This is a genomic window from Nocardia stercoris, assembly GCF_003696265.1.
GTDB classification, from domain to species: domain Bacteria; phylum Actinomycetota; class Actinomycetes; order Mycobacteriales; family Mycobacteriaceae; genus Nocardia; species Nocardia stercoris.
Genome location: NZ_RFFH01000011.1, coordinates 49,903 through 67,937, shown reverse-complemented (window position 1 = coordinate 67,937; position 18,035 = coordinate 49,903). Strand labels below are relative to the sequence as shown.

General features: G+C 70.5%; 18 protein-coding genes. 9 read left to right on the top strand and 9 right to left on the bottom strand.

Features of this window, described 5'->3' with window-relative positions; all coding sequences use genetic code 11:
• Positions 1-18 precede the first annotated feature (18 nt).
• The 4 genes from EBN03_RS22900 to ppgK all read right to left on the bottom strand — a co-directional run bounded on the left by EBN03_RS22900 (position 19) and on the right by ppgK (position 4,129).
• A complete protein-coding gene (locus tag EBN03_RS22900; protein ID WP_122190157.1) occupies positions 19-825 on the bottom strand; it encodes an MHYT domain-containing protein in 807 nt (268 codons plus the stop codon).
• 27 nt (positions 826-852) lie between these two features.
• Complete coding sequence (locus EBN03_RS22895; protein ID WP_122190156.1) at positions 853-1,644, bottom strand: MHYT domain-containing protein; 792 nt, start codon at positions 1,642-1,644, stop codon at positions 853-855.
• A gap of 171 nt (positions 1,645-1,815) precedes the next feature.
• Positions 1,816-3,216, bottom strand: coding sequence for an RNA polymerase sigma factor (locus tag EBN03_RS22890; RefSeq protein ID WP_122190155.1), 1,401 nt, complete (start codon positions 3,214-3,216; stop codon positions 1,816-1,818).
• A 154-nt stretch (positions 3,217-3,370) separates the two neighbouring features.
• Positions 3,371-4,129 carry a polyphosphate--glucose phosphotransferase gene (ppgK, locus tag EBN03_RS22885; RefSeq protein ID WP_122190154.1) on the bottom strand — a complete coding sequence of 253 codons (759 nt, stop codon included), beginning with the start codon at positions 4,127-4,129 and terminating at the stop codon, positions 3,371-3,373.
• Between the two features lie 139 nt (positions 4,130-4,268).
• On the opposite strand from ppgK, the gene EBN03_RS22880 reads away from it, so the two are divergent.
• The gene (locus EBN03_RS22880) at positions 4,269-5,192 is read left to right on the top strand and encodes an inositol monophosphatase family protein (RefSeq protein ID WP_122190153.1); all 924 of its coding nucleotides are present in this window, start codon (positions 4,269-4,271) and stop codon (positions 5,190-5,192) included.
• Positions 5,193-5,195: 3 nt separating this feature from the next.
• On the opposite strand, the gene cei is transcribed toward EBN03_RS22880, so the two are convergent.
• Positions 5,196-5,873, bottom strand: coding sequence for an envelope integrity protein Cei (gene cei, locus EBN03_RS22875; protein ID WP_122190283.1), 678 nt, complete (start codon positions 5,871-5,873; stop codon positions 5,196-5,198).
• Between the two features lie 469 nt (positions 5,874-6,342).
• On the opposite strand from cei, the gene EBN03_RS22870 reads away from it, so the two are divergent.
• Positions 6,343-6,645 carry a DUF4193 domain-containing protein gene (locus tag EBN03_RS22870; protein ID WP_122190152.1) on the top strand — a complete coding sequence of 101 codons (303 nt, stop codon included), beginning with the start codon at positions 6,343-6,345 and terminating at the stop codon, positions 6,643-6,645.
• A 167-nt stretch (positions 6,646-6,812) separates the two neighbouring features.
• Here EBN03_RS22870 and EBN03_RS22865 read toward each other — a convergent pair whose 3' ends face one another.
• The gene (locus EBN03_RS22865) at positions 6,813-7,331 is read right to left on the bottom strand and encodes a DUF3093 domain-containing protein (protein ID WP_122190151.1); all 519 of its coding nucleotides are present in this window, start codon (positions 7,329-7,331) and stop codon (positions 6,813-6,815) included.
• Positions 7,332-7,508: 177 nt separating this feature from the next.
• Between EBN03_RS22865 and dut the strand changes: the two genes are divergently transcribed.
• Together dut and EBN03_RS22855 are read left to right on the top strand one after the other, a co-directional pair.
• Positions 7,509-8,009: a dUTP diphosphatase gene (dut, locus tag EBN03_RS22860; protein WP_407671223.1), complete on the top strand. Its 501-nt coding sequence runs from the start codon at positions 7,509-7,511 to the stop codon at positions 8,007-8,009.
• A gap of 3 nt (positions 8,010-8,012) precedes the next feature.
• Entirely contained in the window at positions 8,013-8,921 is a 909-nt protein-coding gene (locus EBN03_RS22855) for a DUF3710 domain-containing protein (protein ID WP_122190150.1), read from the top strand.
• A 75-nt stretch (positions 8,922-8,996) separates the two neighbouring features.
• Here the strand turns inward: EBN03_RS22855 and EBN03_RS22850 are convergent, their stop codons facing one another.
• On the bottom strand, positions 8,997-9,713 hold the full coding sequence (locus tag EBN03_RS22850; protein ID WP_122190149.1) for an alpha/beta fold hydrolase: 717 nt from the start codon (positions 9,711-9,713) through the stop codon (positions 8,997-8,999).
• A gap of 329 nt (positions 9,714-10,042) precedes the next feature.
• On the opposite strand from EBN03_RS22850, the gene EBN03_RS22845 reads away from it, so the two are divergent.
• From EBN03_RS22845 to dxs, 4 genes are all read left to right on the top strand, one after another.
• Positions 10,043-10,633: a DUF3159 domain-containing protein gene (locus tag EBN03_RS22845; RefSeq protein WP_233608576.1), complete on the top strand. Its 591-nt coding sequence runs from the start codon at positions 10,043-10,045 to the stop codon at positions 10,631-10,633.
• A gap of 142 nt (positions 10,634-10,775) precedes the next feature.
• Positions 10,776-11,405: a sigma-70 family RNA polymerase sigma factor gene (locus tag EBN03_RS22840; protein ID WP_122190148.1), complete on the top strand. Its 630-nt coding sequence runs from the start codon at positions 10,776-10,778 to the stop codon at positions 11,403-11,405.
• Between the two features lie 82 nt (positions 11,406-11,487).
• Positions 11,488-12,786, top strand: a complete 1,299-nt coding sequence (locus tag EBN03_RS22835; RefSeq protein WP_233608555.1) for a class I SAM-dependent RNA methyltransferase — start codon at positions 11,488-11,490, stop codon at positions 12,784-12,786.
• 213 nt (positions 12,787-12,999) lie between these two features.
• A complete protein-coding gene (gene dxs, locus EBN03_RS22830) occupies positions 13,000-14,892 on the top strand; it encodes a 1-deoxy-D-xylulose-5-phosphate synthase (protein WP_122190147.1) in 1,893 nt (630 codons plus the stop codon).
• Between the two features lie 5 nt (positions 14,893-14,897).
• On the opposite strand, the gene EBN03_RS22825 is transcribed toward dxs, so the two are convergent.
• Complete coding sequence (locus EBN03_RS22825; protein ID WP_122190146.1) at positions 14,898-16,169, bottom strand: ribonuclease D; 1,272 nt, start codon at positions 16,167-16,169, stop codon at positions 14,898-14,900.
• A 22-nt stretch (positions 16,170-16,191) separates the two neighbouring features.
• Complete coding sequence (locus EBN03_RS22820) at positions 16,192-16,830, bottom strand: DUF3000 domain-containing protein (RefSeq protein WP_122190145.1); 639 nt, start codon at positions 16,828-16,830, stop codon at positions 16,192-16,194.
• A gap of 117 nt (positions 16,831-16,947) precedes the next feature.
• On the opposite strand from EBN03_RS22820, the gene hemE reads away from it, so the two are divergent.
• On the top strand, positions 16,948-18,024 hold the full coding sequence (gene hemE, locus EBN03_RS22815) for a uroporphyrinogen decarboxylase (protein ID WP_122190144.1): 1,077 nt from the start codon (positions 16,948-16,950) through the stop codon (positions 18,022-18,024).
• Positions 18,025-18,035 lie beyond the last annotated feature (11 nt).

Below are 18,035 nucleotides of genomic sequence, written 5' to 3'. Positions count from 1 at the left end.
GGTGTCGCGGCGGCGGGGTTACCGCAGGTTGCCGGGGCCCTTCGGGTCGGACTTGGCGGCCTGGGCGCGGGCGCGGATCGCGTCGGCGCGCTGCTTGGCCGCGGACACGTCCTCGATGTCGGTGAGGCCCACATAGATCAGCAGCACGATGGTCACGGTGCTGACGATCAGCATCAGCGGCGCCAGCAACTGCATAGCACCGGCACCGTGCGGCAGCGGCGGGTCGTCCATGCGGTGCGCGCTCATCGCCGACATGCCGGTGTAGTGCATGCCGCAGACCGCGACACCCATGATCAGCGCGGCGCCGACGGTGGCGGGCATGCCCTTCACATTGAGCGTGAACCACAGCGCCACGGTCGCGGCCACCACGGCGATGATCGCGGACACGGTGACGATGCCGACCGAATAACCCACGCTCGCATCAGTTTTCATGGCGTACATGCCCGAGTAGTGCATGATCGCGACGCCGCTGCCGGTGATCGCGCCACCGGCGAGCAACCGCCACCACGACTTCGGATCGTTCATCACCGTCGAAATGCCCAGCCACACAACGAACATCGAGAGCACGGCACTGAACAGGGTGAGCGGGACGTCGTAGCGGATCGTCGCGCCGTCGATCGAGAACCCGAGCATGGCGATGAAATGCATGACCCAGATACCGGTTCCGCCGATCGCGACCGCCGCCGCCACGAGCCAGCCCGCCCGCTTTTCGGTGGCTCGGGCTCGGGCGGCGCACTGCAATCCGAGCAACGATCCGGTAACCGACATGATGTATGCGATGACTGGGGTCACCCATCCGTAGGTGAAGTGATGGATTTCGAGCATGGGGTAACTCCAGAGGGTAAAGCGTTGCTAGAAAATAGCATCCGATCCACCGGGGTGCGAGTCCGGGGTCTTCGCCGAGGGTTCGGAACGATGCGTCCGACGCAACTCGTCCGCGTCGGTGAGACCGACGTAGATGAGCAACACTAGTGTGACGGCACTTGCACACTGCATGAGTGGCGCGAGTAGGTCAAGGGCGTCCGCGCCGCTCGGATTACGGGCGTCGGCCAGATGCTGGGCACTGATGGCGTACATGCCGGTGTAATGCATGCCGCACACCGCGACACCCATGATGAGGGCGGCGCCGAGTGCCGCGGGTACGCCCCGCACGTTGAGCGTGAACCACAGTGCGGCGGTGGCGGCGATCATCGCGATGATCACCGACAGCCCCACAAGTGGCCAAGAGTACCGGATTTGGGCGTCGGTGTTCATCGCGTACATACCGAAGTAGTGCATGGCGGTGACGCCCGAACCGGTCAGCAACCCGGCGGCCGGCAGCCGCCACGCGGCATCGTCGGCCTGCACGATCAGCAGCGCCACCCACACCACCGCGACCGCGGCGATCGCGGTGAGCAACGTGATCGGCACGTCGTACCGGATCGAGGTGCCGTCGATGGCGAACCCGAGCATCGCGACGAAATGGGTGGTCCACACGCCACCGCCACCGATCGCCAGTGCGGCGGCCGCGGTCCAGGTGCGCGGGCGTTCGGTCGTGCGCGCACGCACCGCGCACTGCAGCCCCAGATAGGACCCGAGTACCGAGATCAGGTACGGGACGACCAGACCCTCCCAGCCGTAGGAGATCTGATGGATATGCAGCACGCGGGCTCCCCCCGACGATCTGTGGGACAGCGACCACTCGAGGTCGTTCGAGGAGTGAATCTGCCGAGTCGGGAAGTACGTTACGTCTGTTTCAGATTATGAAGAGGTCCCGCAACACCGAAACGGCCCGGACATCACGGGTGATGTCCGGGCCGAAGCGTGTTCGGGAGCTCAGTCCAGGTAGTCGCGCAGCACCTGCGAACGGCTGGGATGCCGCAGCTTGCTCATCGTCTTGGACTCGATCTGGCGGATCCGCTCGCGGGTCACGCCGTACACCTGGCCGATCTCGTCCAGCGTGCGCGGCTGGCCGTCGGTGAGGCCGAAGCGCAGCCGGACCACGCCCGCCTCCCGCTCGGACAGCGTCTCCAGCACCGACTGCAACTGGTCCTGCAGCAGCGTGAAACTCACCGCGTCGACCGCGACGACCGCCTCGGAGTCCTCGATGAAGTCACCGAGCTGGCTGTCGCCCTCGTCGCCGATGGTCTGGTCCAGCGAAATGGGCTCCCGGGCGTACTGCTGGATCTCCAGCACCTTCTCCGGGGTGATGTCCATTTCCTTGGCGAGCTCCTCGGGCGTGGGCTCGCGGCCCAGGTCCTGCAGCAGCTCACGCTGGATCCGGCCCAACTTGTTGATGACCTCGACCATGTGCACCGGGATGCGGATGGTGCGGGCCTGGTCGGCCATGGCGCGGGTGATGGCCTGCCGGATCCACCAGGTGGCGTACGTGGAGAACTTGTAGCCCTTGGTGTAGTCGAACTTCTCGACCGCGCGGATCAGACCCAGGTTGCCTTCCTGGATCAGGTCCAGGAACGCCATGCCGCGACCGGTGTAGCGCTTGGCCAGCGACACCACCAGACGCAGGTTCGCCTCGAGCAGGTGGTTCTTGGCGCGGTTGCCGTCGCGCATGATCCACTGCAGGTCGCGGCGGCTCTGCACGGGCAGCTTCTCGCCCTTCTCGGCGAACTCGCGCAGCTTCTCCGTGGCATAGAGGCCGGCCTCGATCCGCTTGGCGAGCTCGACCTCCTCCTCGGCGTTGAGCAGCGCGACCTTACCGATCTGCTTGAGGTAGGCCCGAACCGAGTCGGCGGAGGCGGTGAGCTCGGCGTCCTTGCGGGCCTGCCGCAGCGCCTCGGACTCCTCCTCGTCCCAGACGAAGTCGCCGGAGGCCTTGTCCTTGGCGCTCGGCTCGTCCGCGGCCTCGTCGGTGGCCTCGGCCTCCTCGGGCTCCTCCGCCTCCTCGACGGCGTCTTCCTCCTCGACCAGGTCCGCGGTGAGGTCCTCGTCGTCCAGTTCGAGGTCGTCGAGGTCGAGGGCCTCGTCGTCGACGACCTCGTCAGCGGGGCCGTCGGGGTCGGCGGCACCGGCGGTGGCTTTCTTCGCCGGTGTCTTCTTGGCGGCGGCCTTCTTGGCCGGTGCCTTGGCCGCCGTTTTCTTGGCCGCGGTCTTCTTGGCGGCGGCCTTCTTGGCCGGCGCCTTCTTGACCGCAGCCTTCTTGGCGGGGCGTGCGGGAGTGTCCGCGGCGTCGGCCTCGTCGGCCGGGTCGGCGGTCTGTCGGGTATTCGTGGCTACCACGTACGCCCTTTCGTGACGGTCTCGTGCGGCGTCACGCCAGAGTGATCACATCCGGCGGAGCGGTTTCTGTCGGGGGTATCCCGGCTCTCGTGCCGGGGTCGGTTCCGGCTCACCGCCGGGTTCGATGACCATTGTAACGATCGTCGCAGGGTGCTTACGGCGCGATGCCGTTATGTGCTGTCATAGCGGCTCCCACGATGCCCGCCGTATTGCGCAATGTGGCGGGCACGACGGGAGTTCGGTTGCCCAGCAGCGGGATCCAGTGCTCGGATTCGCGGCTGATTCCGCCGCCGACGATGAACACCGACGGCCAGAACAAATTCTCGTATGCGACCAGAACGCGTGTCACCTGTGCGGCCCAGTCCTTGTAAGACAGGTTTTTTCGTTCCTTCACCGAGGAGGCGGCGCGATGCTCGGCTTCCTTGCCGTCGACCTCGAGATGCCCCAGTTCGGTGTTGGGCACCAGCCTACCGTTGTTGAGCAGCGCCGAGCCGATTCCCGTGCCGAAGGTCAGCAACAAGGTCACGCCCTCGATCCCGCGGGCCGCGCCGTAGGCGCATTCGGCGAGTCCGGCGGCGTCGGCGTCGTTGAGCACCGCCACCGGGCGGCCGCCGAGCGCGAGCGAGAACAACTGGACGGCATCGGTGTCGATCCAGCTGGGGTCGAGATTGGCCGCGGTGCGGACCAGGCCGTTGACGATCACGCTCGGCATGGTGAGACCCACCGGGCCGGTCCACTGGGCCTTCTCCACGAGCGTGGCGACGGTCTCCGCGATCGCGTTGGGTGTGGCCGGTTGCGGTGTAGCGATCTTGATCCGGTCCGTGGCGAGCGCGCCGGTCGCGAGGTCGACCGCGGCGCCTTTCACGCCGCTCCCTCCGATGTCGATCCCGAATGCGAGCCCTTCCGCGGACATTGGCGACTCCTTGTTGCGGCGTGCCCGGTGCTGCGCGAGCACGGCACGTCCCCTGGCGCTGGTGTGGTGAGTGCGCGACGACGCTGCTCTGTGTCGTGCGCGACAAGCCTAATGCGCGGCGTCACGGTTCTGTGTTCCGATGGAGGTCGTGCCCGCATCGAATTCTTCCGCTTCCGTGTCCCGGCCAGCCGGGGCCGCCACGCCCGGCGACCCCGCCACCATCGCCGAATTGCGGCGTGTCGCCGTCCATCTCGCCGAGACCGCGGCCGCGCACGTGCGGCTACGCCGGCCCGAGGTGTTCGGGCCGGACCGCGCCCCGGCCACCGCGGTCCAGGCCAAGAGCACGCCGACCGACCCCGTGACAGTGGTGGACACCGAGACCGAGGATCTGGTCCGCCGCCTGATCGGCGCGGAACGTCCCGGCGAGCAGGTGCTCGGTGAGGAGGGCGGGGGATCGATCGGCGGGCCCGGCGAGGTGGTGTGGGTCGTCGACCCCATCGACGGGACGGTGAACTTCCTCTACGGGCTGCCCGCCTACGCGGTGTCGGTGGCGGCGATGCGCGACGGGCAGCCGCTGGCCGGCGCGGTCGCCGACGTGGCGCGCGGGATCGTCTACCACGCGGGGCTCGGTGCGGGCGCGGTCAGCGTGGCACCGGGTGCCGAACCGGTACCGCTGCGCTGTACGCCGGTCACCTCGGTCGCCATGGCGCTGGTGTCCACCGGCTTCGCCTACCGGACCGAACGGCGGGCCCGGCAGGGCCGCCTGATCGGTGAACTGCTGCCGCGGGTGCGCGACATCCGACGGGTGGGTTCCGCGGCCCTCGACCTGTGCATGGTGGCATCCGGGCAGGTGGACGCCACTTTCGAGCACGGGCTCAACACGTGGGACTGGGCGGCCGGCGCCCTGATCGCGGCCGAGGCCGGTGCCCGGCTCCGGCTGCCCGCCGCCGATTCCGGCGCGCAGCCCGGCGAGCTGGTGGCGGCGGTGGCACCCGGTATCGCCGACGAGCTGTTCGAGCTCTTCGACCGGCTCGGGGTCACCGAGCCGATCCCCGTGGACTGACCGTCAGCAGTTGCCGTTGCGGGCGGCGGCGAGCAGCGTGGAGTCGATCGAGGCGCCGTTGGGCGGCGCGTTCTTCAACGCCTTGAGCACCTCTTCGGCGTCGTTGCCCGGCCGCAGGTCGTTGCCGAACAGCGAACCCAGGGCCAGGTCCACGGTGTCGTCGGTGCGCCCGTCCTCGATCAGCTCGGCGCAGGGCGCGATGAGCTGGGCCGCGGCGGCCGCGGGCCGGCCGTCGACGCCATAGCGGATCTGGCCGACGCACTCCAGGTCGTTGTTCACATACACCGGGTCGTTGGCGAACATGGGCGGCGGCGGGCTCGCGAAACCGTAGTCGCGCAGCCGGGTCGCGATCTGCTCGGCCAGCCCCGACTTGCCGGACGCGTTGAACACCCGGACCTTCGACTGCGACAGCGCGGCCGGCTCCACATCATGCAGCCGCGAGTTCGAGACGCGTTGGCCCAGCGGGGCCGGCGGCGCCGCGGTCGGGTTGGCGGGCGCGGTGGGCGCGGCACACGACGGTGCCGCGTGACTGCGCTCGGTGGTGGTGAACGCCTTGATCCACACCACCGCGCAGATCAGGAACAGAACGGCCACCACGGCGACCCAGGGCTGATGGCGGCGGCGGGGGAACGGCCGCCCTTGGGCGTCGGAGGCGCTGCCTTCCGTGATCAGTGAAACCACACCGACACCATAGGGGTTCGGCCCGCGACCGGTTCGCTCCGGCATCGCGTGTTCGTCTCGGCGTGGCGCCGGATTCGGCGGGATTTCGGGGCAGGTCGCGTAGTGGTAACGATTCGCCGGCCACTCGGCGGCGGTGTCATGCTGGAAGGTAGCTGGGTGTGACGATTGCCCCTCAGATTCGGCGTATCTGGGTTTTGATTGCGAATTTTCCCCCGGTGTCCGCTATTGTCTGGCGGCCGATACGAACCACCGCGGCGGAAATTGGTGGCTCCGGGCGGGAACAACGTAGGCGTGTCCTGCGTTGACCGAGCGCGATCCTCATACGGATCCACAGATCCGGACGGGACGGCGACCGGTGTGCAGGTGATGTACACCACGGCGGGGCGGCAGCGGCCGAACCGGCCTCCGACAGGAGACCGACGGCGGCGCCGGTCCGGGATATACGGAGTAAGGACGAGGGGAAGACGACATGGCAACCGACTATGACGCACCGCGGCGCAGCGAGACCGACGAGGTGTCGGAGGACTCGCTGGAGGAGCTGAAGGCTCGTCGCAACGAGGCCGCGTCCGCTGTCGTGGACATCGACGAATCCGACACCGCGGAGTCGTTCGAGCTGCCCGGCGCGGACCTGTCCGAGGAAGTGCTCTCGGTCCGGGTGATCCCGAAGCAGGCCGACGAGTTCACCTGCACCAGCTGCTTCCTGGTACACCACCGCAGCCGCCTCGCCAGCGAGGCGGGCGGGCAGCTGATCTGCATGGACTGCGCCGCCTGATCCGATAGCTGCCCGAACCTGCCTGCGGCGCCGACGTCGCAGGCAGGATCACGGCTGTGCCGACAGCACGCCAGAGCGCGAACCACCGGCGGTGGCGCCGGTGCGCGCGATGCCCGGCGGTAACCGACCGGGCGGTCCCGCGCGGGCGGATTCGGGGCTGCGCGGGTTCAGTTCTGTGCAGGCAGGTTCAACGCTGCCAGCACCCGGTCCGGATGGCGGGTACTGACCAGCCAGTAGGGCGCCGGGTCGTCCGGGTCGTCCAGAACCAGCGCGACCATGGGCCCCACCCACGGCCGATGCTGGACGAAGGCGGCCGGGTCGAGCTGGCGTCCCAGTGCTGCGCTCTTGGCGCTCGCCGGTACCGCCGCGGCCCTGGCCACGTACGTTACCGCCAGGTGGGCCGCGTCCACGCGCAATTCCGCCGTTCCGTCCGTGTCCGGACGCACCTCGAGGCGATGGCGGCTCAGCCAGTACAGCGCCCACACCGGCACCGGCAGCAACAGCAGATACGGAAGCCACTGCGGCAGCGCCGGGATCCCCATCGTGACCTCGTAGGCGAGCAGCGCCGCGATCCCCAGACCGATCGGCCACCACCACAGCGGCACCCACAGCCGTTCGGAGTACAGCGGAGTGGACGTAGCGGGTGAAGTCGCCGACGGACTCACCGGGTGGGGCTGCTCGGACACGCCCCAAGCCTAGAACACCGGCTGTTTCGCTCCGAGCGAGCCCGGTGAAGAGGGCTGTAGAAAGCGCGTAGGCTGGCTGAATTCGGCTGAGCCGGACTTACCGTTCGCCACCTCAGGTCGGGTCGGTGGCTGGGGAGCGTGCCCGGTGAAGAGGGCTGTGGAAAGCGCGTAGGCTGGCTGGACGTGAGCGGACTTCCCGTACCCCTGTTGCGGCTCGATCCCGGTGTCCCAGTGCCCACCCGGGCGCATCCCGGTGATGCGGGCGTCGATCTGTGCACGACCGAAGATGTGGTGATCGAGCCCGGCGAGCGGGTTCTGGTCGGCACCGGCATCGCCGTGGCGCTACCGATGGGCACGGTCGGGCTGATCCATCCGCGGTCGGGGCTGGCGGCCAAGGCCGGTCTGTCGGTGGTCAACACCCCCGGCACGGTCGACGCGGGCTACCGCGGCGAGATCAAGGTCTGCTTGATCAACCACGATCCGCGCACGCCGATCGAACTGCGGCGCGGTGACCGCATCGCGCAGTTGCTGGTGCAGCGAGTGGAACTGGTCGACTTCGTCGAGGTCGAGGCGCTCGACGACACCGCCCGCGGTGCCGGTGGTTACGGATCCAGTGGCGGGCATGCCAGTCTGAACACACAGGCCGGCGGGCACGGCCCGGCCGGTGAGGAGGGATAGAACATGTTCGGACGCAAGAAGAACCGCTCCGACGACCGCTATTACGACGACGGCGACAACGGCCGCGCCTACAGCGCCGACGACGACTTCGACGACGACTACTTCCCGTCCGACGACTACGACACCGACAGCTTCCGGGTCGCCGATGTCGCCGCGTACGGCGCGGCGCAGGGATCGCAGGCCGACGACTACGAGGACGCGGACCCGGCCGCCGGTGTTCCCGGTGAGCGTCGCGGCCCCTACGACTACGACGACGTCGCCGACCTGCTGGCCGAGGTGGGCGACCAGCGACTGAACCTGGGTTCGGTGATCCTGCCGGTGCCGCAGGGTGGTCAGCTGCAGGTCGAGATGACCCCGGACGGGACGCCGCAGGCGGTCCACCTGGCCACCGAGCTGGGCCGGATCACGGTGTCGGCCTATGCCGCGCCGAAGACCGCGGGCCAGTGGCGGACCGTGGCGACCGACCTCGCGGAGTCGCTGCGCAACGACGGCGCGACGGTCTCGATGCAGGACGGTCCGTGGGGGCGGGAGTTGCACGCGGTCACCGCCGGCGCCGATCTGCGGTTCATCGGCGTGGACGGCTACCGCTGGATGGTGCGGCTGGTCGCGGCCGGCCCCACCGGGTCGGTGGACGAGGACAAGCCGCTGGTGGCTGTGGCGCGGGCGATCCTGTCCGAGACAGTGGTCCGGCGCGGCGACGACCCGCTCCCGGTGCGCGACCCGCTGCCGGTCGTGCTGCCGAAGGAGCTGGCCGACCAGCTGGTCGCCGCCCACCAGCAGCAGGTGCAGGCCGCCCAGCAGGCCGTGGTCGCGCAGGCCGCGGCGGCGCAGGCGGTGGCCGCGCCGACGGAACCGCAGGGTCCGCGTCAGGGCGCGGGCGGCTCGGCGATGCAGCAGCTGGGCCAGATCTGAGCTAGGTACAACGACGACTGCGGCGGCCGGGAACCCTCGGCCGCCGCAGTCGTATTGTTGGACAGCAACAGTAGATCAGCGGCTGCCGGTGGGCAGTGGCAGCAATCCGCTCATGCCCAGCTCGCCGAGCACGCCCGGGTCGGCGCCGATGTCGTCGAGCGAGGTCCGGGCCAGGGTCGCGCCCGGGATCCGGTTCGCCCACTCCTGCGCGACCCACAACGGGTGCACCGGGTCGTCGACCGCGGTGACCACGGCGGTGGGGGTGGTGACAGTAGCGAGCAGTTCCGGGGTCGGCCAGCGGTAGGCCGCGGCCTCGTCGAGCCCGTTGGGCAGTCCGGGCCACTGCGCGGTCCAGGAATGCGTGAGCGCGTCCGCGAGCCAGCCCGGGGTGCTCGCGCGCATCCGTTCCAGCACCGCCGCCAGCCCGTCCGCCCGCAACTGCGCGGCCGACGCCGACGCGCTGAGCGCGGCCGGGCAGCCGGTGGTGTCGGCACCGGTCCACGCCGGGAGCGCGGCGACCACACCGGTGACCGCAGCGGGGTGCTGGGCCGCCCATTCCACCGCGACGGCGGCGCCCAGGGAGATACCGGCGATTATCACCGGGCCGCGGCGGGCCGCCTCGTCCAGGGCCGCGCGGTAGCTGTCCACGACCCGGTAGGGATCCGGTTCCACCGCCAGCAACGGCAGGTCGCGGGCCGCGCAGGCGGCACCGAACGCTCGGGTGACGAACAGGCCGTCGGACCCGGTTCCGGGGAGGGCGACGACGAGCGCCGGGGTAGGCAGATCGGGCATCCGCCGAGCGTACGGCAGCACCGATTCCGGGCCGCACGACGATGTCGCGGCAGGCCGGTGATCAGGTGCAGGCCGTAAGCTGGTTCGCAGCGGCCCGGAACGCGCTACAGTGCGCCCGAACCGTACCTGTCCGATTCGCCGACACTCCGGGAAACCTCACGCGCATGCCGATCCCCAGCAACGACCAGGGCGCACACCGCACCGACGGATTCGACGCACCCACCGTCCAGATGCCGGTACCGGATCCGGCCGACCTGGAGGCCGCGCACCTGGACGCCGAGCAACTGGCGGCCGACGACGACGCGGTCGAGCAGACCCTGCTCGAGCAGATGGGCGGTATCGCGGGCCTGGTCTACTCGACGTTGCCGGTCGCCGCGTTCGTGCCCGCCAATTCGCTGTGGGGCCTGACGGTCGCGATCTTCGTGGCGCTCGGCATCGCGGCCGCCATCCTGGTGTGGCGGTTGGTGCGCAAGTCGCCGATCCAGCCGGCCATCTCGGGTTTCTTCGGGGTCGGGGTCTGCGCGTTCGTCGCCTACCGAACCGGGTCGGCGAAGGGCTTCTTCCTGTTCGGCATCTGGGCCAGCCTGCTGTACGCGGGCGTGTTCCTGGCCTCGCTGGTGGTGCGCTGGCCGCTGGCCGGCCTGATCTGGGGCGCGCTGAACGGGCACGGCACCGCCTGGCATCGCGACAAGCGGGTGATCCGGCTCTACGACCTCGCGACCCTGGCCTGGGTGCTGGTGTTCGGTGCCCGCTATCTGGTGCAGTCGCATCTGTACAACTCCGACGCAACCGGCCTGCTGGCCGTCACCCGCATCGCCATGGGCTGGCCGCTGACCGGGGTGGCGCTCCTGGTCACGGTGTGGGCGGTCCGCCGCGCCGAAAAGTACGCCGCCGACGAGGAATCCGCCGAGATCGACTGATCCGGGCCGCCTTCGGGTGGTGGCGGGGGGTGGGGTGATGCCACCCCTTGGGTGCCTGTTTTCCGGGGTCCGCAGCTCGCACGATTACTTGTGAGAACAGGGATCGGCGAAAGGACCCGAGGTGGCTATCGAAGACCGCAGCATGCTGGGCAAGGCTCGTACCAGGGGCCTGGGCACCCGCTCCAGCTCCACCCATCCCCAGTACTCGGAGAGTCGGCTGGCGGCCGCCGAGCTCGACAGCCTGATCGGCCCGGCCGCGAACGGCGACCGGGCGGCGACCAGCCGGATCCTGGAGATCGTCTACCCGCTGGTGCGGCGCTACTGCCTGGCCCGCATCGGCAACGGCAGCCATCTGCCGGTCAGCGCCGACGATGTGGTGCAGGAGGTGTGCATCGCGACCGTCGCCGCGATTCCGCGCTACCAGGACCAGGGCAAGTCGTTCCTGGCCTTCGTGTACGGCATCTCGGCCAACAAGGTCGCCGACGCGTTCCGCCGGGCCACCACGCACCCGGTCTACCCGGTAGCCGAGTTCCCCGAGCAGGCCGGCACGGGTGCCGGGCCGGAGGAGATCGCGCTGCTGTCGGAGTCCGGCCGCACCGCCGGTGAACTGATGAAGCTGCTGTCGCCGAACCACCGCGAGGTGCTGGTGATGCGGATCGTGCTGGGTTGGTCGGCCGCCGAGACCGCCGCCGCGCTGGGCACGAGTCCCGGTGTGGTCCGGGTGATGCAGCATCGGGCGCTCACCCGGCTGCGCGCCGAGCTGGCGGCCTGACCTGCGGCCTGCCCGGCCCGGGCGCGGCCGGCCGCCCTATGCTGATGCGAATGTCGGTTGTCGGGTGTGCGGTGGTGGCGGCGTGAGTTCGTCGAGTGAGGCGCCGTGGGTGGGTCTCGAGGTGGAGGTCCGGCTCGGCGCTCCCGGCCACGGGGGCTTCTGTGTGGCCCGGCACGAGGGCCGGGTGTTGTTCGTGCGGCACGGGCTGCCGGGGGAGCTGGTGCGGGCGCGGGTCACCGAGGATCGCGGCGGATCGTTCTGCCGCGCCGACGCGTTCGAGATTCTGGAACCGTCGGCGGACCGGGTGCCGGCGAGCTGCCCGGTGTCGGGTCCCGGGGGCGCGGGCTGCTGTGATTTCTCCTTCGCCACCCCGGCCGCGCAGCGGGCCCTGAAGGCCGCCGTGGTGGCCGAGCAACTGCGGCGAGTGGCCGGGTGGGAGACCGAGGTCGAGGTGGAGGCGCTGCGCGACGCCGATATCGCGGGGACCGGCGGCTGGCGTACCCGGTTGCGGCTGGTCGTCGACGACGAGGGCCGCGCGGGCGTGCACCGCTTCCGTAGCACCGAGGTGCTCACCGATCTGCGCTGCCCGCAGCCAATTCCGGGTGCGGTGGCCGGGATTGCGGAACGGTCCTGGACGCCCGGCGCGGATCTGATCGTCGCGGTCGACGGTGACGGGTTGCGGCACATCGTCGAATCGGTGCCCGCGGGCTCGCCGCGGCGCGGCCGCTCCGGTGGCGACCGGCGCAGTACCGCGGCCCGCCGGGCGGCGGCGCACGCCCGCCACGTGGAACGGGTGGCCGACGGCAGCGGACGGGCCGTGCAGTATGTGGCCGGACGCCGGTGGGAGGTGTCCGCTACCGGCTTCTGGCAGCCGCATCAGGATGCGGCGCAACGCTATTCCGATGTGGTCGCGGAGTGGGCCGAGGTCGCGCCGGGGGACCGGGCCTGGGATCTGTATTGCGGCGCGGGCGTTTTCGCGGCCCGTCTGGCCGAACAGGTCGGTGCCGAGGGGTCGGTGGCCGGGGTCGAGTCGGCGCGGGCGGCGGTCGCCGACGGCAATGCCGCGCTGCGTGATCTGCCGCAGGCCCGGCTGGACGCCGAACGGGTGGAGCGCTGGCTGGGGGAGCGGCGTACCGAACCGGCTCCGGACGTGGTGGTGCTGGATCCGCCGCGCGCCGGTGCCGGGCGGGACGTGGTGGCCGGGATCACCGCGCGCCGGCCGGCGCGCATCGTGCACATCGGCTGCGATCCGGCCGCGTTCGCCCGTGACCTCGGGCTGTACCGCGCGGCCGGCTATACCGCCAGCCGATTGCGCGCTTTCGATGCGTTTCCGGCCACCCATCATGTGGAATGTCTGGCACTTCTGGAGCCGTCCCGCTGAGCTCTCCGGGCCCCGCTCGCCGCCGTGAGATGTGTTGCGGCACAGCGGAACTGCGGGTTCGGTGGTGGGTGCGCGGCCTGCGGCCGGGATCATGACCCGGCTCACAGGCGGAGCCGATGTCCGCAGCCGGCCGGTAGATGCCGTCGAAAGTGCCCCGGCGGGCTCCGTAGACTTGTCCCACACGAACGAGGCCTTGTGGAGGGAGCGATAGCGGTGGGAGTGCTTTCCCGGGTGGACACGCCCGAGGACTTGCGCCGGCTGACGGAGCCGGAGCTGCTCGAACTTGCCGAGGAGATCCGCGAGTTCCTGGTCCGGAAGGTGGCGGCTACGGGTGGGCACCTCGGCCCGAATCTGGGTGTGGTGGAGCTGACGATCGCGCTGCACCGCATCTTCGACTCGCCGGCCGATCCACTGATCTTCGACACCGGCCATCAGGCCTACGTGCACAAGATCCTCACCGGCCGCAAGGACAAGTTCGACACCCTGCGCAAGCAGGGCGGGCTGTCCGGCTATCCGAGCCGTGCCGAGAGCGAGCACGACTGGGTCGAGTCGTCGCACGCCTCGGCTTCGCTGTCCTACGCCGACGGTTTGGCCAAGGCGTTCGCGCTGACCGGCCGGGACCGGCACGTGGTCGCCGTCGTCGGTGACGGCGCGCTCACCGGCGGCATGTGCTGGGAGGCGCTCAACAACATCGCCGCCGGCCCCGACCGCTCGCTGATTGTGGTGGTCAACGACAACGGCCGCTCCTACTCACCGACCATCGGCGGCCTGGCCGACCGGCTCACCGCGCTGCGCATGCAGCCCGCCTACGAGCGAGCCATGGACGCCACCAAGCACTTCCTGCAGGGCATCCCGCGCGTCGGTGGTTCGGCGTACTCGATGCTGCACGCGCTCAAGGCGGGCGTGAAGGACGCGCTCGCCCCGCAGGAGCTGTTCAGCGATCTGGGCCTGAAGTACGTCGGCCCGGTCGACGGCCACGACCTGCCCGCGCTCGAGGCGGCGCTGCGGCGGGCCAAGGACTTCGGCGGCCCGGTCGTGGTGCACGTGGTCACGCAGAAGGGCCGCGGCTACCGGCACGCCGAGGACCACGAGGCCGACCAGATGCACTCGATCGGCGCGATCGACCCGGAGACGGGCCGCCCCACGGGCAGCAGCGCGGTCGGGTGGACCTCGGTGTTCAGCGACGAGCTGATCGCTCAGGCCGAACAGCGTGACGACATCGTCGCGATCACCGCCGCCATGCCCGGCCCCACCGGGCTGAGCCCGTTCGGCGAGCGGTTCCCGGACCGGCTCTTCGATGTCGGTATCGCCGAGCAGCACGCGATGACCTCGGCCGCCGGCCTCGCGCTGGGCGGCATGCACCCGGTGGTGGCGATCTACTCCACCTTCCTCAACCGCGCGTTCGATCAGCTGCTGATGGATGTGGCGCTGTTGAAGCTGCCGGTGACCCTGGTGCTGGACCGGGCCGGGATCACCGGCGACGACGGCGCCAGCCACAACGGCATGTGGGATCTGTCCGTGCTGGGGATCGTGCCGGGTATCCGGGTGGCGGCCCCGCGCGACGCGGCCACGCTGCGCGAGGAGCTGGCCGAGGCGCTGGCCGTGGCCGACGGCCCGACCGCCCTGCGGTTCCCGAAAGGCGCTGTTGTCGAAGACATCTCGGCGTTCGAGCGGCTCGACGGGGTGGACGTGCTGCGGTCGGCCGAGAAGGGCCCGGTGCAGTCGGTGCACGGCGACGTGCTGCTGGTCGCGGTCGGCGCCATGGCGGCCGTCGCCGTCGAGGCCGCAGAACAGCTTGCGGCGGAAGGCATCTCGGTCACCGTCGTGGACCCGCGCTGGGTGCTCCCGGTGTCGGACACCCTGGTCAAGCTCGCGGAGAACTACCGGCTCGTGGTGACCGTCGAGGACGGCGGCCTGCACGGCGGTGTCGGCTCGACCCTGTCGGCCCGGCTGCGGGCCGCGGGACTGGACGTGCCCACTCGCGATCTCGGTGTGCCGCAACACTTCCTGGACCACGCGTCCCGCGCGCAGGTGCACAACGAGCTGGGGCTGACCTCCGGGCGGATCGCCCGCCGGATCGCGGTCTGGCTGGCCGGCGGCGCGTAAGCCCGTTACGGCTCGGGCTGGTCGGCCACGAACAGGGCGTCGGCCAGCCCGGTGACGGCCAGCTCGCACTGCCAGGGGCGGGCGCCACCGGTCCGCAGGAACGCCTCGATCGCGGCGGCCGGGTCGGCGGGCCGCCCACCGGTCTTGAACTCGGGCAGCCCGTCCCAGCACAGCCGGCGCAGCAGGTCGGGGGTGAGCAGGTTCTCCACCGGAATGTGGTGGGTGCCCGACAGATCCGACATCACCGCCCGGGCCCGGGCGAGCCGTGCGGCCGCGTCCGCGTCTCGGCGTTCCCACCGGTTGATCGGCGGGGGACCGTCGTAGGGCTGGGTCATGGCCGGTAGTTCGTCGTCGGGCAGGGCGCGGGCCCGGTCGATCGCGGTCAGCCATTCGCGCGAGTACCGGCGCTGGCGCGGACCACCGAACACCGGCAGTGCGCGCAGTTGGGCAACGGTGCGGGGGTCGGCGGTCGCGGCCGCGACGATGGCCGAGTCGGGCAGGATCCGGGCCGGTGCGACGTCCCTGGTCGCGGCGAGATGGTCACGCGCGGACCACAATTCGCGCACGATGGCCAGCTGGCGGGGTCGGCGCAGGGCGTGGATACCGGAGGTGCGCCGCCAGCGGTCGGTTTTCGGCGGCGCCGGTTCGGCGGTCCGTACGTGCTCGAATTCCTGTGCGGCCCAATCGGATTTGCCCTGCGCTTCGAGTTCGACGGCGACCGCGTCGCGCAGTTCGAGTAACAGCTCCACATCCAGGGCGGCGTAATTGAGCCAGTCGTCGGGCAGCGGGCGGGTCGACCAGTCCGCGGCGCCGTGGCCCTTGCGCAGTTCGCGGCCCAGTAGTCGTTCGACCATGGCGGCCAGGCCCACGCGCTCGAAACCCGCCAGCCGGCCACCCAATTCGGTGTCGAACAGCCGCGCCGGGAACAGTCCGAGTTCGGCCAGCCCGGGCAGATCCTGGTCGGCGGAGTGCAGTACCCACTCCAGTCCGTTGATCGCGTCCGCGAGCGGGCCCAGCGCGTGGTCTGTGGTGGTCGGGTCGATCAGAAAACTGCCGGATCCCTTGCGCCGCAACTGAATCAGATACGCGCGATTGGAGTAGCGGAAACCCGAGGCGCGTTCGGCGTCGACCGCGAGCGGTCCGGTCCCGGCAGCCAGGCGGGCGGCGGCCTCGGCGACCCGGTCGGCGGCGTCCAGCACCGGTGGCACCCCTTCGGCGGGCGCCAGCAGCGGAACCGCGACAGCTGCCGAGTCATCGGAATCGTCGAGAACGGACATAGAACAGAACTTTACGTTGCAGTTAGAACCGGTCGTCAGCAATCCGGGGACGCGGGCGCAAATCGGTGATACCCGCGGGCGGGAGTCCCGCGGCGTAGGCGAGCACTTCGCAGAACGCCTCCATGTGCGGCCCCAGCTCCAGCGACTCCACCGTCCAGGACGCGCGCAGCTCCAGCTGGTACGCGTGCGGTGGCCCGGCGATATCGCCGTAGCGGACCGAACTGGTCGACGTCACGGTCCCGCCGAGCGCGGTGAACGGCTCGTGCCGCGATTCCAGGGCGTCGACCAGCCAGCTCCACGCCACCTCCGGTAGCAGCGGATCGGCGGCCAGCGCGGCATCCACGTCGGCCTGGATGTAGGCCACCAAGCGGAACACCCCGTTCCACGCCTCGTGACCGTTCGGGTCGTGCAGCAGGATCAGCCGGCCGAAGGCGTCGCCTTCGGAATCGGTCGGCACCGCGCCGGTGTCGGCATGTTTGACCTCGGCGCCGACGGCGTAGGAAAAGGGGGCGAGCCGTTGCGGCGGCCGGATCGGCGCCAGCTCGATTCGAGGGTGCACGGATGCGGTGCCCATCGCCTCGACCGCGGCGCGAAACTGCGGAGGTTCGCCGGCGGGGCCCGAGGTCGGTGCGGCGCCGTCGCGGAAGTCGAGCGGTGTCACAACTGCCAACCGTAAACCTGTCGGGTCGATCAGTCGCGCAGGCGCGCCGCTGAGAGGGAGCTGTGTATCGGATGCGGCCGTCGGCACGGTGCGGAGCGGCCTACGGCACCGCCTAGGATGACGGTGATGAGTACTCCAACCCGCCGCCGGTTGTCCGAAGCGCCGTTCCTCGTCGCCGCCACCGGCGGTACGCCGAGCCGGCGGCCCGTGTGGTTCATGCGCCAGGCCGGGCGGTCGCTGCCCGAGTACCGGGAACTGCGCGCCGGGGTCGGCATGCTGGCCTCCTGCTTCGACCCGGAACTGGTCTGCGAGATCACCATGCAGCCGGTCCGCCGGCACGACGTGGACGCCGCGATCCTGTTCTCCGACATCGTGGTTCCGCTCAAGGCGGCCGGGATCGACCTCGACATCGTGGCCGGGGTCGGCCCGGTGGTGGCGCAACCGGTCCGTACCGCCGACGCGGTGCGCGCGCTGCCCCGGCTGCGGGCCGAGGAGGTCGGCGCGGTGGCCGAGGGTGTGCGGCTGCTTGTCCGCGAGCTGAGCGAGACGCCGCTGATCGGCTTCGCGGGCGCCCCCTTCACCCTGGCCTCCTATCTGGTTGAGGGCGGGCCCAGCCGGCATCACGAGCGCACCAAGGCGCTCATGCTCGGCGAGCCCGCCGTCTGGCACGACCTGATGGGTGTGCTCACCGACATCACCGTCGAATTCCTGCGTGCCCAGCTGGCCGCCGGAGTCGACGCGATCCAGCTGTTCGACTCGTGGGCGGGCGCGCTGTCGCTGGCCCAGTACCGCGAGTTCGTGCTACCGCATTCGGAGCGGGTGTTCGCCGAGGTGGCGGCCGCGGGGGTGCCGCGAATCCACTTCGGCGTCGGGACCGGCGAGCTGCTCGGCGCGATGGGCGAGGCGGGCGCCGACATCGTGGGTGTCGACTGGCGGACCCCGCTGAACCAGGCCGTGCGCCGGGTCGGCCCCGGCAAGGGCCTGCAGGGCAACCTCGATCCGGCGGTGTTGTTCGCCGGATCGGAGGTGATCGAGCGTGAGGTGCGCCGGATCGCCCGCGAGGCCGACGAGGCGATCGCGCTGGGCGCCACCGGGCACATCTTCAACCTGGGCCACGGCGTCATGCCCGACACCGATCCGACGGTGATCACCGACACGGTGGCGCTGATCCACAGCCTGCCCGCACCGCTCTGACCGCCGGCGTG